This is a genomic window from Acinetobacter sp. YH12211 (genome assembly GCF_013418015.1).
Taxonomy (GTDB): Bacteria; Pseudomonadota; Gammaproteobacteria; order Pseudomonadales; family Moraxellaceae; genus Acinetobacter; species Acinetobacter towneri.
Map to the genome: position 1 here is coordinate 1 of NZ_VPCW01000023.1, position 14,810 is coordinate 14,810.

Sequence of the window (14,810 nt, forward strand, 5' to 3'; positions counted from 1 at the left end):
GGTTAATAATTTAAAGTCTGTAACAAGTAGAAGAATGCGAAATGAGTTTTTAGACTTGAGAGGGAATTATACAAAACCTGTTTTATGGTCAAGATCATATTTTGCAGGGTCTTGTGGTGGTGCGCCTTTGGAAATAATCAAACAATATATTCAGAATCAACAAGGTTGAAATTTGTGAAATTCACCTCCACCCTGACTGACGGGTGGAGTCCTCTTTCACTTGGAGATAGCAACGGTATCGAAGTGCTCAAATCATAAAAAAAAGTCTGTACCATGCTGATACAGACTTTTTTTAAAATTTCTCTGATTAATAGCCTTTATAAAGAAACTATCTTAACTTTTCTTAGCGGTTGCCTTGTTGGAAGCTTTGGCTTGATCTGCCATCATTTTTTCAACCACAGCCAATGATTCTTTGGCTTGCGCTACATTTTCCTGTGCCAGTGAGGCAAAAATCTTTTTCGCTTCAGGCAAGTTTTGCGGCACGATATTGCCATTCACAAACATATTGCCCACTGCCATGAGTGCAGGAATATAACCCTTTTGCGCCAAGTTTTGAATGCTTTGCAGCCCTTGCTTAATTGGTGCTTCATCTTTGTTTTTAAAGCCTGTGCTAATTTCGTACAAGGCTTTTGCATGTATGGCTTGATAATGATCTTTGGCAATTAAAGGTTGTAATAGTTTTAAACCTTTTTGGTCAGATGCTGCCGTATTTTCCGAGAAATATAAAACGGCTAAATCGACTGTGGCATCATTAAAACCCTGATTGGATGCCGTCTGTAAATATTGTTTGGCTTTAGCAGCATCCTGTTTTAAACCCAGTGCGCCAGTAAGATAGTTTTTGCCTAAAACATAACTCGCAACAGGGTAGCCTTTTTGGGCAGATTGCTCATACAACTGAATGGCTTTCTTTTCATTTTTTGCTGTGCCTTGTCCAGTTTGTGTCAAATAGCCTAAGTTATACATGGCTTGCGCATTGCCTGTTTTGGCAAGCTTTTCTAATTCCTGATAGGCATCTTTAACCTTGTTGGCTTGCATTAATTGTTCAATTTTGGCAAAAGCAGGATCGGTTGGAATGTTGCTATTTGCCATACTGATGCTGCTAGATAGGGCGATTGCACCCGCAATGAGTAGTTTTTTCATCATTTGAGTTGTACCTTGTTCTCTTTTACACATCATTATTCCGTTGATGTGCGTTTTGTTTTTACAGTGGTGCATTCATCATAAGTTGAAAAGTGTGAATGTAAATATAAAAAATGTGTACGAATGCTTTTTCATTGTCATTTGAAGGGAATCTTGCGACTCCCTTAACCTGAGCGGGTGGAATCTATTTTATTGCGGACGTGCAACATCGCCATTCAAATGTTCAGGCAAAGCCAATACTTGTACAGCTAACTCTTCCAAAGCACTTGGTTTGGCAACCACCAACGCTTTAAAACCTTCTGCAGTCGCTATGCTATTCACCACTTCCACATCATTATTCAGTTTGGCGGCAGGTGCAGGTGCTTCGCCTGAACCCTGAATTAAATGCAACCAATGTTTTGGTTTGGCTTTAAACCATAAACGTGCCACGACTTCCTGACCCAAATAACAGCCTTTGTCATAATGCACGCCATCTCGTTGATGCAAACGCAATTCCTGCGGTTGAAACACTTCTGCTGTTGAGGCTTGAATCCATGCCTGACCTGTTTCAATCGCTTGTAGTTGCCATGCGTTTAAATCAGTCACTTCAGCTGAAAATTCAGTTTGATTGCCCTGAATGGTTGGGTAAACCGTACCGATGGTTTCAAGCTGCATTTTTGAAAATGCACCAAACTTTTTAATGTGTTTGGCTAAATCTTCGGCTTGGTCGGCAGTGCTGATTATTTCAAAACTTTCAGAGGAGATTTTTTTGAGCCATAAACCAAACTGCACACGTCCTTTTAAACTACAAATAGCCGTATAACACGTTGTATTTTCAGCCAAAGCTTCGACATTGACGGTCACCTGACCTTGGAGAAATTTTTGTGCATCTACACCGTTTAAACTCAAAGCACAGAAAGCTAAATCGCGCATGAAAACCCTTTTCAGAATGAAATCTAAGACTAAAGAATGAGGTCAATTTTGCGCTATTTTTAGAAAAAATGCATTTTTCAGGCAAGAATTTTACTTGAAATGTAACTAATTATTGCAAAAACCACTATTTTTATATTTAAGTATATGAAATATATAAGATTTGGGAAATGGGTTTTTGGCAGCGTACAATGCTTTCGACGGGTGGAAACAATCATCCCATAAGATGTTGAGAACAATAGAGTAAGGGCGAATACCAGATGAATAACAACTACCGCAAACCGCTGCAAGGCACTCAGCTCGATTTTTATGACGTGCGTCAAGCCGTTGAAGATATCCAGCCAGGCGCCTATGCCAAACTTCCTTATACCTCAAAAGTACTTGCAGAGCAGTTGGTGCGCCGTTGTGATCCTGCAATTTTAGAACAATCTTTAAAACAGTTGATTGAACGTAAACAAGAGCATGATTTTCCGTGGTATCCAGCACGTGTGGTATGTCACGACATTTTAGGTCAAACCGCATTGGTAGATTTGGCAGGCTTGCGTGATGCGATTGCCGATCAAGGTGGTGATCCATCTAAAGTGAATCCTGTAGTGCCAACCCAGTTAATTGTCGATCACTCTTTGGCAGTGGAATATGGTGGTTTTGACCCAGATGCCTTCCGTAAAAACCGTGAAGTGGAAGACCGTCGTAACGAAGACCGTTTCCACTTTATTGAATGGACTAAAACTGCGTTTGAAAATGTAGATGTGATTCCTGCGGGTAACGGCATCATGCACCAGATTAATCTGGAAAAAATGTCTCCTGTGATTCAAAACCGTGAAGGTCTGGCATTTCCGGATACTTGTGTAGGTACAGACTCACATACGCCACATACTGATGCGTTGGGTGTAATTTCTGTAGGTGTGGGTGGTTTAGAAGCTGAAAACGTGATGTTGGGCCGTGCTTCTTGGATGCGTCTGCCAGATATTATTGGTGTGGAATTAGTCGGTCAGCGTCAGGCGGGTATTACAGCAACTGACATCGTATTGGCTTTAACCGAGTTCTTGCGTAAAGAACGTGTGGTAGGTGCTTATTTAGAATTCTTTGGTGAAGGTGCAGATAGCATGTCGGTGGGTGATCGTGCCACGATTTCCAACATGACCCCTGAATATGGTGCAACTGCAGCGATGTTCTACATCGACCAAAACACCATCGACTATTTAACTTTGACTGGTCGTGAAGCAGAGCAGGTAAAACTGGTTGAAAACTATGCCAAAGAAATTGGTCTTTGGGCATCTGATATGACTCAGGCAGAGTATCCACGTGTGTTACGTTTTGATCTTTCAACGGTAACGCGTAACATTGCAGGCCCATCTAATCCGCATGCGCGTGTTTCAACTGCAGACTTAAAAGAAAAAGGCATTGCAGGTGTGGTTGAAAACCGTACTGATGGTTTAATGCCAGATGGTGCCATCATCATTGCTGCGATTACCTCTTGTACTAATACCTCAAACCCGCGTAATACTGTAGCAGCAGGTTTGTTGGCACGTAAAGCCAATGAGTTAGGTTTAGTGCGTAAGCCTTGGGTGAAATCATCATTTGCACCAGGTTCTAAAGCGGCTGCATTGTATTTGGAAGAAGCAGGCGTACTGAAAGACTTAGAAAAACTTGGTTTTGGTATTGTCGCTTATGCATGTACTACTTGTAACGGTATGTCTGGTGCATTAGACCCAGCGATTCAACAAGAAATTATTGACCGTGACTTGTATGCGACTGCTGTGCTGTCGGGTAACCGTAACTTTGATGGTCGTATCCATCCGTATGCGAAACAAGCATTTTTGGCATCGCCACCGTTGGTTGTGGCTTATGCGATTGCAGGAACGATTCGTTTTGACATCGAAAAAGATGCTTTGGGCACAGATCAAAATGGTAACCCGATTTATCTGAAAGATATTTGGCCATCTGATGCTGAAATTGATGCTTTGGTGAAAGAATCGGTTAAACCTGAACAATTCCGCCAAGTGTACATTCCAATGTTCGATTTGGGAGAGTCGGAAAAATCTGAAAGTCCACTCTACGACTGGCGTCCACAAAGTACTTATATCCGCCGTCCGCCATATTGGGAAGGTGCATTGGCGGCTCCACGTACATTAGCCAATATGCGTCCGTTGGCAATTTTGGGCGATAACATCACCACAGACCATTTATCTCCATCGAATGCGATTATTTTAGACTCGGCAGCAGGGGAATATTTGGCAAAAATGGGCTTGCCAGAAGAAGATTTCAACTCTTATGCAACGCATCGCGGTGATCATTTGACTGCACAGCGTGCAACTTTGGCGAATCCGAAATTGTTTAATGAAATGGTGGTACGTTCAGACGGCACAATTAAGCAAGGTTCTAAAGCGCGTGTTGAGCCAGAAGGCGAAGTAATGCGTATGTGGGAAGCGATTGAAACTTATATGAACCGTAAGCAGCCGTTAATTATTATTGCGGGTGCAGATTATGGTCAGGGTTCAAGCCGTGACTGGGCTGCAAAAGGCGTGCGTCTTGCGGGTGTGGAAGCGATTGTGGCTGAAGGTTTTGAGCGTATTCACCGTACCAACTTGGTGGGTATGGGCGTATTGCCACTTGAGTTTAAAGCGGGTGTTAACCGTAAAACTTTAGGTTTGGATGGTACGGAACTTTATAGCGTGATTGGTAATATTGCGCCACGTTCGACTTTGACTTTGGTGATTGAGCGTTCAACGGATGATGGTAAAAACCAAACAATTGAAGTGCCAGTAACTTGTCGTTTAGATACCGAAGAAGAAGTATCTGTGTATGAGGCGGGCGGTGTATTGCAACGCTTTGCGCAGGATTTCTTGGAAGGGAATGTGGCTTGATGATGTTTTAAGAATCTTCTTTAATTTTTCTTCTTTAAAGAAATGTTAGAGAATGATTATTGTTGAGAAAAGACCTCATTGTTAAGTGAGGTCTTTTTTTTTGGAAGATGAATATATTGTGAATTAAACAGCAAACTCCTTGTAAACCTAACTTAATTTTCTAAAAAGTATCTTTCATTCAAAAAATCAGCAGTTATCAAAAACAATAAAATTTAAAAGTAGAAGTTTATTTGGTTGAAAAACACCCAATAAATACCTATCATAAGATATGTATCAAAAACGATGGAGTAGCCCAATGACTACCGCAAAAGTTTTTATGACAGGACGAAGTCAAGCCATTCGCTTGCCTAAAGAATTTCGCTTTGAAGGCAAAGAAGTTGAAATCTTTCGTCGTGGTGATGAAGTGATTCTTCGTGAAAAACCAGTCACGGTAGATCGGTTATTTAAAGCGTTATCCCAAATACCAAATGACTTTTATGCAGATGAAAGAGAAGATCTGCCGCCTCAAGAACGGGAAATGTTCTAATGCAAGTACAATATTTATTAGATACAAATATTTGTATTTACATTATTAAATACCAACCTGAAATTGTGCGTCAGTATTTTGAAAAACATCTTCCGCATCGAAATATATTAATTTCTGTCATTACGTTGGGAGAATTACGTTTTGGTGCAGAAAAAAGTCAACATAAAGAAAAGGCTTTAAAAGTCATAGATGAATTAACATCAATGATTCAAGTGGTTGAATTGGATGAAAATGTTGCACACCATTATGCAGAAATACGCCAGAACTTTGCATCTAAGGGGCAGATCATTGGCGCAAATGACTTATGGTTAGCAGCACATGCACGTGCAAATCATTGGGTCATGGTCACCAATAACGAAAAAGAATTTACTCGTGTCGATGGATTAAAAGTCGAAAACTGGGTATCTAATCCTTTGTAATTGAGTTAGATTTTTTATAAAAATCATCCTTCGCCCAACTGCCCTCATCACCCGTCAAAATGGACAATAGACAATCATCACAGAATAGATATACTGGATTGACCATTTCTAAACCACACGGAGAACAAAGATGGTAACTGCAGGTGATAAACCAGGAACAGGCTTCTATTTTTGTGTCCAATGCGGGCATCGCGTTTACTTAGAAATTGGTACAGACCGTCTACCACCGTGTACCAAATGCCATGGCACCGAATATAACAACAAGGTTGCCTAAGCTACACGACTTAAAACAGCTGATCCTGTTTTTAATCTAAAGCCCTATCACCCGATGGGGCTTTTTGCTATTTTACCTAAAGAAAACCCAAGGCAATGAGGTACAACATGGAAACAATACTCGGTTTATGTGTCGGCATTGGGCTAAGTGCTGCCAGTGGTTTTCGGGTTTTCGTACCTATATTGGTTATGAGTGTTGCCGCGCTCATGGGTTGGTTTGAACCCTTAAAAGGTTTTGAATGGTTGGCGATGCCTGCTGTTTGTCTGGCTTTGACCGTGGCAACAATCAGTGAAATTGCTGCGTATTATGTGCCGTGGGTTGATAACTTACTCGATACCGTTGCAACGCCTGCCGCCATGATTGCAGGTACACTCACCACAATGGCTGTAAGCAGTGGCGAAATGTCGCAATTTGCCAGTTGGGCTTCTGCCATTATTGTCGGTGGTGGAACAGCAGGTGTGGTGCAAATGAGTACAGTTGCGGCACGTGGAGTATCAACTGCAACTACAGGTGGAGTTGCGAATCCTATTGTTTCAACAGGAGAGTGGATTGGTGCAGCAGTACTTTCGGTATTGTCTTTAATTGTGCCAGTGTTAGTGGTATTTGTAGTGGTCATTGCTTTAATTTGGGCTATTCGTTGGATTCGAGGCAAAAAGAAAGTTGCAGAATCTTCGGTATAAGCCTTGCAGGAGCAGTTTGAAACCATTTCATAAAATATGTGGTAATAAATTCAATATTTCTGCTTTATTTGATGGTTTAAACGCATAAAAATTGCCTATTTGGAAAATATTTTAAAATATTGTTAAAAATGTAATAAAAAATTCAAAAAAATATGAGAATTAAATCATTTTGGGGAAACAATCCCATGCTTAAATCATTACTATATATCCCAAGGGTGTGATGGGGATCGAAAAGAGTAGATTGCTGCCAGTTGCGTACAACGTGCGTGTAGTACTTACCCAAAAGGTCTCGATTCGGCTTAGGACGCTATAGATTAAAAGTTTATAGGCTATAAGATCATGGCTTATCCAGCATGATAGTTGAAGTAAACCACAGTTGTTTTCCCTAACACCCCCAAGAATTTTGAAAACAAATAACAACTTAAAATAACAGCCATAAAATTATAAAAATCTAAATAAAATATCAGTTTAAATTTAAATCTCTTTTAAATATTCGCTACAAAACTCCCATCAAGTCACTTATCTAAATCTGCTAAATTGAGCTTGTGATCTGCATCTAAACAGGTGTGATATGAGTGTTGATTACGATTTTTGGTGTCGATTTTTACTGACTTGCGCCCTAATTAATTACGCTATTTTAATGCTGTGGTTTGTTGTGTTGATATTTGCCCATGACTGGCTTCGGCAGTTACATGGCAAATGGTTCAAACTCTCCGATGCAAGTTTTGATGCGATTCATTATGGTGGCATGGTAGTTTATAAAATAGGGGTATTGCTGTTCAATATTGCACCGCTCATTGCGCTGTATATGATGCGACCTTAAATACCACAGTTTTAAAGCACGTTTAAAATACAAGATGTTGTCACAGCAAGGCTGAAAGACCACAATTCAAGGAGTTTACAAACATGAATCAATTAAAACCCGCACTGATTTTAGGTGGGCTGATTTGTTTGGGGATGGTGCTAGCAGGCTGGATTTTGGGCAACAGCGCACTGAAAATTAAACAATATGAGCGTGTGGTTTCGGTCAAAGGCTTGTCTGAGCGTGAAGTCAAAGCCAATGTAGCCGTGTGGCCCATTCGTTTTAGCGCAGCCAGTCAAGATTTGGCTGCTTTATATGACACCATGCAAAGCCAGACTGCACAAATTCAAAACTTTTTGAAAAATGAAGGTTTTGCTGCGGAAGAAATTACCATTGCTGCACCCGTGATTACCGATAAATACGCCCAGCAATATGGTGGAGATGGTAATGTTGCCTTGCGTTATACTGCGCATCAAACCATTACGGTGTATACCAAAAGTATAGATAAAGTCCGAAGTGCGCAAAGTCGTCTGGTTGATTTAGGCAAGAATGGTATTGCCTTTGGCGGTGAGGATTACGGGCAACGCACCGAATATTTATATACGCAACTAAATGACATCAAACCTGCCATGATTGAGCAAGCCACACAAAATGCCCGCAGTGTTGCAGAAAAATTTGCTGCAGATTCTGACAGTCGTTTAGGCAAAATTAAATCGGCCAATCAGGGCGTATTTAGTATTGAAGACCGTGACAGCAACACGCCATATTTGAAAAAAGTACGTGTGGTGTCTACGGTGGAATACTATTTAGCAGACTAAGTTTCGCAGACTAAGTTTGACAGATTAAGCTTGGCAGACTCAGCCAATTTAAAATCTAAATCTTTACACTAAAAAGTACATCGCCCGACTGAATTGACAGTTTGGGCTGTGCTTGATATTTTGCCCGCACCGCTTTGCATGCTGTATGTTCATGGCTTTAAACGACAACTTTATTTATGCACCTCCACAAGAACCCTTAGTGATTGTCTATGAAGATGACGATTTATTGGTGATTGATAAGCCCGCAGGTTTATTGTCGGTGCCTGGGCGTTTGCCCGAACATCAGGACAGCGCATATTTAAGAGTACTCGCAGATTATCCTCAGGCAAAAATTGCCCATCGTTTAGATATGGCGACCTCAGGTATTCTCATGTTTGCCAAGCATCGTGATGCAGAAGTCGCATTGAGTAAAATGTTTCAGGCGCGAACAGTAGAAAAAAACTACATTGCTTTAATTCAAGGCAAACTTGAAGGTGAGGGCAGTGTCGATGTGCCTTTAATTACCGATTGGGAAAACCGTCCACGCCAAATTGTGCATTTCGATTTAGGCAAGCCTGCGCAAACGCTGTATCAGGCTTTGGAATATTGTGCGGTTGAAGATATTACCCGTGTATTGCTCACCCCGATTACAGGGCGCTCACATCAGTTACGAGTACACATGCAATATATTGGACATCCCATTACAGGCGATAAGTTATATCATCCTGAACCGAAAAAAAGCACTTTAGGTCGGATGGCGCTGCATGCCAGTTATTTGGCTTTCACGCAACCTTTAAGCCAAGTTCCTGTTGCAATTCGAGCACAGCTTCCTTTTTAGAGATTTTGGGATTCAATTTTTCTAACAGGCGCATATTTTTCAATTTTTTTGTGAAAATACTCAAAAATTGGGATAGTCTTCGTGCCGCTAACTCGCTAACGTATCTTTAGAGCTATCGTTATTCATTTGCCTTGGCATAAATGAAGGAAGTGAATAACTCGCTGTTTTAAAATTTTGTGTTTTTGAGTGTGGTGGGCTGTCAAAGCGGGTTAGAAAGCGTCTTTAAAACTGAAGATGACTTTTTAAAATATGGCAGACCAATGCGGTGGGAGAAGTTATATGCTGTATATATTGGGTGCAATCATTATTGTTTTGGTGGTGATTATTTTTTGGCAATCTCAGCGCCGCCGTGAGTTGTCTGCCAGCATTCAATCTTTACAAAGTAATTTAGACCGCACTCGCTCCAATTTAGCGTCCGATGAGTTGGAAAGTAATGAATTAGAGCATCAGCTGACTGTGCTACGCATCGAAATAGGCAGTTTAAAAGGTCGTTTAGAAACCTTGCAGCACTATCAACATATTTTAGACGTTGAGCAATATGTATTAGAACGTCGCCAACAAGTAGAAATGTTTGTAGAAATGATTAAATCCGAAGCGGAAAATACGCGGGAGCAGTGCAAGCAACAAGTTGAAAAAGTTCGAGATTTTTTAGCCGAGCATGAGCAAAAAACCAAAGCCAAAACGCTTAAAACAGCACAAGATCAATTGGGTGCTTTTTATAACTTGGTTGAAGAACGTCAGCAACTCGAACAGATTATGACCGCGCTGTATCATAAAATTGAACATCATACGCCTGCTTTTCAGTTGCCTGCACAGCAGCTATTGGATGATCTGATTGAAGGTTATGGCTATAGTGATGCAGCACAACACCTGCAGCAAGTACGACACAAGATTCAAGATGCGGTAAAAAATCAAGAAGTTGCGCATTGTGCTTTTGTCGATGAGCAACGCCGTCTAGCGGCAGTGACTTTGCTGGCTCAAGCATTTAATAGTAAAGCAGATTTATATTTGGCGCAGCTGACTGAACATAATTTGGCTGAATCGCTTCAAGCTTTGCAGGATGATTTTACTTTGCTCAATCATTATGCGGCTGCATTTGGACACGCAAAAGTTCTAGACTCTTATTTGACACTCCGACAAGAAGAATTAAAGTTTGCCGCTTTGCTGTTGGCATTTAAACAGGAAAGCTCTTGTCAGATGCCACAAATTAAACTGGCTGCAAATGCTTAGAGCAATTGCAGTGTCATGTAAAAGCAATCTTCTGGGTAATTCAGACTAAAGTCAGTGTAAAACGAGATGAAAATTGAGTCCTTCGGGCAAATTTGTGCTATGTTGAATTCACTATTTTGTCACTTGCCAGATATATATTGGCTAAAAGATAACAAGGATATTCGCATGACACGTGACTATGAACAATTCCCTGATGATGATAATGGCAATGTACTTTGGCAAATGCATGAAGATGGGGATGACCTGACAGAGCCACATGAGATTGAGTACTCCATCGCTTTTACCACACAAGAACAAGCTGAAAAATGTGCTTTGTATTTGTTGGCCGAAGAACAAAAAATTTCATTATTCCAAGATGAAGAATCTGACGCAGTTGAATGGATCATCACCATTTATGTTTACATGGAACCAGAGTATTCAGACATTGTCGATTTAGAGCAATGGTTTAGCAAAATTGCTGCAGAACATGGCGGTGAATACGATGGCTGGGGCTGTATGGCTTACGTCTACGATGATGAAGACGAAGACGATTACGAAGATTAAATCGGGTATCTTAAAAGCATGTGTTGATCACATGCTTTTTTATTTGTGATACATAATCTGCTGCCTAAAACTTTGGCGCTGATGACGTCGTCATAAAAGATGCAGAGGTGCAAATATGGATATTGCAATGAAACGCGCTTATCTTGAAGCGACTCAGGCAGATGGGACACGAGTGTTGGTTGATCGTTTATGGCCGCGAGGTGTGAGCAAAGAACGTGCTCGTATTGACTTATGGCCCAAAGAAATTACGCCTTCGACTGAATTGCGCAAATGGTATCATCAAAACCCTGAACAACATTGGGATGAGTTTCAGCAGCGTTATATAGCTGAATTAGCAGAGCAAGAAGAGGCTTTACAGGCGTTGTGTGAACTGGCACAGCAGCAAAAAATCACTCTGGTCACAGCAGCTAAAGATGAGCAGCACAATCATGTAGTGGTATTAAAACGCGTGATGCTGCAACGCTTAGCACAGTCCAATTAAAGAGTTTTATTTGATTATCCTTGTGCTTTATAAGGATTTTAAGTTTATGAAAATTCAGTAAAAAATGCTATAATATAGTTTTTGAGGTTTTTTATGTCTTTGCCAAATTGCCCAAAATGCCAATCAGAATACACTTACCAAGATGGCGACCTACTGATTTGTCCTGAATGCTCACATGAGTGGAAAGAAGGGGAACAGCTAGAAGAAACTGCTGCTGTGATTAAAGATGCAAACGGCAACGTGTTGGCAGATGGCGACACGGTGACTGTGATTAAAGACCTGAAGATTAAAGGTTCTTCGGCTGCTGTAAAAGTGGGAACGAAAGTGAAAAATATTCGCTTAATTCCAGATGCAGCAGATGGTCATGACATTGATTGTAAGATTGATGGCATGGGGGCTATGAAATTAAAATCTGAATATGTGAAAAAAGCTTAAGTTTAAGCAGATTTCAACAGCGCAGGCGACTTGAGTTGCCTGCGCTTTTTTATGGAGTTTATAAAAGTATTTTAGTATTCAAATTGAGCAACAATAACTTTAAGAGTGTACAAAATTAATACTGTTTTCTTGTGCCTAAGTCCTTTATATTTTAAGTGAAAAGAATAATTTTTAGGCAGTTTAAAGCCTAGCATCATTCAACAACACACTTCACCACTCATAAGAAAACTGGGGGCAAGTATGTCAGGATGGTTTGAGATTTCACAAGCAAGCAATGGTCAGTACCGCTTTGTACTTAAAGCTGGGAATGGCGAAATTATCTTAACCAGTGAACAGTATAAGGCGAAAGCATCGGCAAAAAATGGCATCGCTTCGGTACAAAAGAACAGTCAGGATGATGGGCGTTATGATCGACTGACATCTAAGAATGATAAGCCGTATTTTAATTTAAAAGCTGCCAACCATCAGATTATTGGTACGAGTCAGCTCTATACTTCTGAACAATCACGTGACAAAGGAATTGAGTCAGTGAAAACCAATGGCGCAAGCACCACGGTCAAGGATTTAACACAGGAATCGTAATTTTTTACATTAAATCTTGATGTTCAATTGCATTAGAAAAGCATGCTCTGGCGTGCTTTTTTATTGAGCTGAGTAGGCAAGGTGCTAAATTTAGCTTTGATTGAGCCGTTGAATTATAGATGACCATTTCAGGAGTTGCGAAGATTATGAATTTCAGATGCAATCTAAAAATATTGCTGGCGATCAGTGGTTTATTCGGTAGTGTTGGTATTTTTGCAGCACCGATCACTGCTGAAAAAACGATTGCTTCAAGCCAGTCGACTGCTTTGCAAGGACTGTATTTTCAGCATCAAGATTGGGAGTTGGCCTGTGATAATACAGGAACCTGCCGTGCCGCAGGCTACCAAAGCGATGATGATTTTGAACAACCGATCAGTATGTTATTGACCCGTCAAGCAGGTGCAAAGAGTGCTGTACAAGGGCAATTGCAAATTCAAGAAGATATTGCTCAAGCGACTTTATTTTTAAATGGACGCACTTTGCAACAATTAAACTTTCATGAAAGTATCGCTAATTTATCTGCTGCCAGTGTGCAAAAGCTGTTGGCGCAGGCGCGTCAGCATGTCGTGATCGAGTTAAAACATGGTCAACAACGCTGGAAATTGTCTGATGCAGGCATGAGTGCAGTGTTGCTAAAAATGGATGAATTTCAAAAACGTGTGGGTACAGACTCCGCAATATTGGCAAAAGGCAATCAAGCATCCACGCAGGTCTTAAAAGCGCAAGCGATGCCTAAAATTAACATTCTCATGCAGCCTCAACACCGAACCGCCAAAGCACAGGTGCTTACCGCGGCCAGTGCAGAAAAGTTATATCCAATTTTACAAAAAACTGTAGATCGTGAAGATTGTTATATGCTGTTTGAACCTGAACAAGCAGAACAGCAGATTCATACTTATCCCTTAAATCAAGATAGCGTGTTGGTTGAGGCAAGCTGTTGGCGAGGGGCTTATAATTGGGGTGTGGCTTATTGGGTTATGGATAAAAAACTGCAAAAGATACAGCAATTTGTAACTGATTCTGCTTCAGAATTTAGCAATGGACAGATTTTTGCCTATCAAAAAGGGCGTGGAATTGGCGATTGTTTCAGTCAAATTGAGTGGGCGTGGAATGGTCAGCAGTTTGTCAAAAGCTATCAATTCGATGCAGGACAATGCAAAGGTTTTGCAGGCAGTGCATGGGAAATGCCAAGCTTTGTCAGCAAGGTTGAATAAATGACATTCACTAGGGTCTGTTGACATTTCATAAATGGCTTGTGCTGTAGGCTAAAACTGAGCAGACCCTAATAAAAGCTGAAATTTTTTAGATAAATCTGGAGCTCGCTGGATGCACTGTTTAAGTCGCGTGTGCGACTAATTTTTCAATGATTTCATCCAACTTTTTCAGACGCTTGATTTCATCCCATAAAGCTTTGGCTTCGGGGTAATGTTTCGACATCATACCGAGCCATTGTTTATAACGTCCTAGCATGCCAATTTCAGTTTTGGCAGGGCCGTGAATAAAGCGAATTTGCAGTTGCAGCAAATCTTGCCAACTCAGCAAAGGCAGGTCTGAATTTTGACGAATACATTGGGTCAAATCTGGAGTGGTGACTGCACCGCGGCCAATCATCAAATCTTCACAGCCCGATTCTAACTGGCATTGTTTGGCATCGGCATTGTTCCAAATTTCACCATTGGCAATGACATTAATCTTCAATGCTTCACGAATAGGGCGTAGCTGATCCCAAAATGCAGGAGGGGTATAGCCATCGGCTTTGGTACGTGCATGCACTGTAACCCATGCTGCGCCTGCATCTTCAATGGCATGCGCATTTTCTAGCATGAAGTTCCGATCCATATAGCCTAGACGCATTTTGGCGGAAACTGGAATATGAGCAGGAACGGCATCGCGCACCGCTTTAACCAGTTCATACACCACTTCAGGTTCATCAAGTAAAACAGAGCCACCACGGTGTCGATTCACTGTTTTGGCTGGACAGCCAAAGTTCATATCAATTGCAGGTACGCCCATAGCCGCAACTTTGACTGCATTTGCAGCCAACATTTCAGGATTATTCCCGAGAAATTGAACATGTACAGGGGTTCCAGCTGCAGTTTTCCCGTCATTTAAAAGTTCAGGACAATAACTGTAATAAACATGGTCGGGTAGGACAGAATCAGTGACACGAATAAACTCTGTTACGCACCAGTCAAAACTTCCTACAGATGTCAGCACATCACGCATGATGGGGTCGGTTAAGCCTTCCATAGGTGCAAGAACAAGTTTCAAAGGGTCAGACCTGTAA

At 41.1% G+C, this 14,810-nt stretch carries 18 protein-coding genes; 15 read left to right on the forward strand and 3 right to left on the reverse strand.

What is annotated here, in order from left to right; genetic code table 11:
• On the forward strand, positions 1 to 169 hold a 169-nt coding region (locus FTU98_RS10475; protein WP_179993683.1), incomplete at its 5' end, for a transposase.
• Positions 170 to 333: 164 nt separating this feature from the next.
• On the opposite strand, the gene FTU98_RS10480 is transcribed toward FTU98_RS10475, so the two are convergent.
• Positions 334 to 1,140: a tetratricopeptide repeat protein gene (locus FTU98_RS10480; RefSeq protein WP_026438287.1), complete on the reverse strand. Its 807-nt coding sequence runs from the start codon at positions 1,138 to 1,140 to the stop codon at positions 334 to 336.
• A gap of 189 nt (positions 1,141 to 1,329) precedes the next feature.
• Entirely contained in the window at positions 1,330 to 2,052 is a 723-nt protein-coding gene (locus tag FTU98_RS10485) for a folate-binding protein YgfZ (protein WP_180051387.1), read from the reverse strand.
• Between the two features lie 257 nt (positions 2,053 to 2,309).
• Here FTU98_RS10485 and acnD point away from each other — a divergent pair, with 257 nt between their 5' ends.
• The 14 genes from acnD to FTU98_RS10555 all read left to right on the forward strand — a co-directional run bounded on the left by acnD (position 2,310) and on the right by FTU98_RS10555 (position 13,737).
• The gene (acnD, locus tag FTU98_RS10490; RefSeq protein ID WP_180051388.1) at positions 2,310 to 4,916 is read left to right on the forward strand and encodes a Fe/S-dependent 2-methylisocitrate dehydratase AcnD; all 2,607 of its coding nucleotides are present in this window, start codon (positions 2,310 to 2,312) and stop codon (positions 4,914 to 4,916) included.
• Between the two features lie 295 nt (positions 4,917 to 5,211).
• A complete protein-coding gene (locus FTU98_RS10495; protein ID WP_096901557.1) occupies positions 5,212 to 5,442 on the forward strand; it encodes an antitoxin in 231 nt (76 codons plus the stop codon).
• Positions 5,442 to 5,861 (forward strand): type II toxin-antitoxin system VapC family toxin, encoded by a 420-nt coding sequence (locus tag FTU98_RS10500; RefSeq protein WP_136144745.1) that lies wholly within the window; start codon positions 5,442 to 5,444, stop codon positions 5,859 to 5,861. Before FTU98_RS10495 ends, FTU98_RS10500 begins: the two co-directional genes overlap by 1 nt.
• Positions 5,862 to 5,991: 130 nt before the next feature.
• Entirely contained in the window at positions 5,992 to 6,135 is a 144-nt protein-coding gene (locus FTU98_RS10505; protein WP_096901556.1) for a hypothetical protein, read from the forward strand.
• 107 nt (positions 6,136 to 6,242) lie between these two features.
• Entirely contained in the window at positions 6,243 to 6,815 is a 573-nt protein-coding gene (locus FTU98_RS10510) for a DUF4126 domain-containing protein (RefSeq protein ID WP_180051389.1), read from the forward strand.
• A 571-nt stretch (positions 6,816 to 7,386) separates the two neighbouring features.
• Entirely contained in the window at positions 7,387 to 7,638 is a 252-nt protein-coding gene (locus FTU98_RS10515; protein ID WP_179989198.1) for a DUF6868 family protein, read from the forward strand.
• An 83-nt stretch (positions 7,639 to 7,721) separates the two neighbouring features.
• A complete protein-coding gene (locus tag FTU98_RS10520; RefSeq protein WP_179989199.1) occupies positions 7,722 to 8,435 on the forward strand; it encodes an SIMPL domain-containing protein in 714 nt (237 codons plus the stop codon).
• Between the two features lie 151 nt (positions 8,436 to 8,586).
• Positions 8,587 to 9,252, forward strand: a complete 666-nt coding sequence (locus FTU98_RS10525) for an RluA family pseudouridine synthase (RefSeq protein ID WP_179989200.1) — start codon at positions 8,587 to 8,589, stop codon at positions 9,250 to 9,252.
• A 279-nt stretch (positions 9,253 to 9,531) separates the two neighbouring features.
• Entirely contained in the window at positions 9,532 to 10,482 is a 951-nt protein-coding gene (locus FTU98_RS10530; RefSeq protein ID WP_228291706.1) for a DUF5660 family protein, read from the forward strand.
• Between the two features lie 165 nt (positions 10,483 to 10,647).
• Positions 10,648 to 11,025 carry a ribonuclease E inhibitor RraB gene (locus tag FTU98_RS10535; protein ID WP_167845808.1) on the forward strand — a complete coding sequence of 126 codons (378 nt, stop codon included), beginning with the start codon at positions 10,648 to 10,650 and terminating at the stop codon, positions 11,023 to 11,025.
• Positions 11,026 to 11,140: 115 nt separating this feature from the next.
• Positions 11,141 to 11,506, forward strand: a complete 366-nt coding sequence (locus FTU98_RS10540; protein ID WP_167845809.1) for a DUF488 domain-containing protein — start codon at positions 11,141 to 11,143, stop codon at positions 11,504 to 11,506.
• 93 nt (positions 11,507 to 11,599) lie between these two features.
• A complete protein-coding gene (locus FTU98_RS10545) occupies positions 11,600 to 11,941 on the forward strand; it encodes a zinc ribbon domain-containing protein YjdM (RefSeq protein ID WP_004972388.1) in 342 nt (113 codons plus the stop codon).
• Between the two features lie 240 nt (positions 11,942 to 12,181).
• Positions 12,182 to 12,523 carry a YegP family protein gene (locus FTU98_RS10550; protein WP_004972386.1) on the forward strand — a complete coding sequence of 114 codons (342 nt, stop codon included), beginning with the start codon at positions 12,182 to 12,184 and terminating at the stop codon, positions 12,521 to 12,523.
• Positions 12,524 to 12,669: 146 nt separating this feature from the next.
• On the forward strand, positions 12,670 to 13,737 hold the full coding sequence (locus FTU98_RS10555) for a DUF1176 domain-containing protein (protein WP_179988525.1): 1,068 nt from the start codon (positions 12,670 to 12,672) through the stop codon (positions 13,735 to 13,737).
• A 121-nt stretch (positions 13,738 to 13,858) separates the two neighbouring features.
• On the opposite strand, the gene FTU98_RS10560 is transcribed toward FTU98_RS10555, so the two are convergent.
• Positions 13,859 to 14,794, reverse strand: coding sequence for a tRNA-dihydrouridine synthase (locus tag FTU98_RS10560; RefSeq protein ID WP_180009326.1), 936 nt, complete (start codon positions 14,792 to 14,794; stop codon positions 13,859 to 13,861).
• Between the last annotated feature and the right edge of the window lie 16 nt (positions 14,795 to 14,810).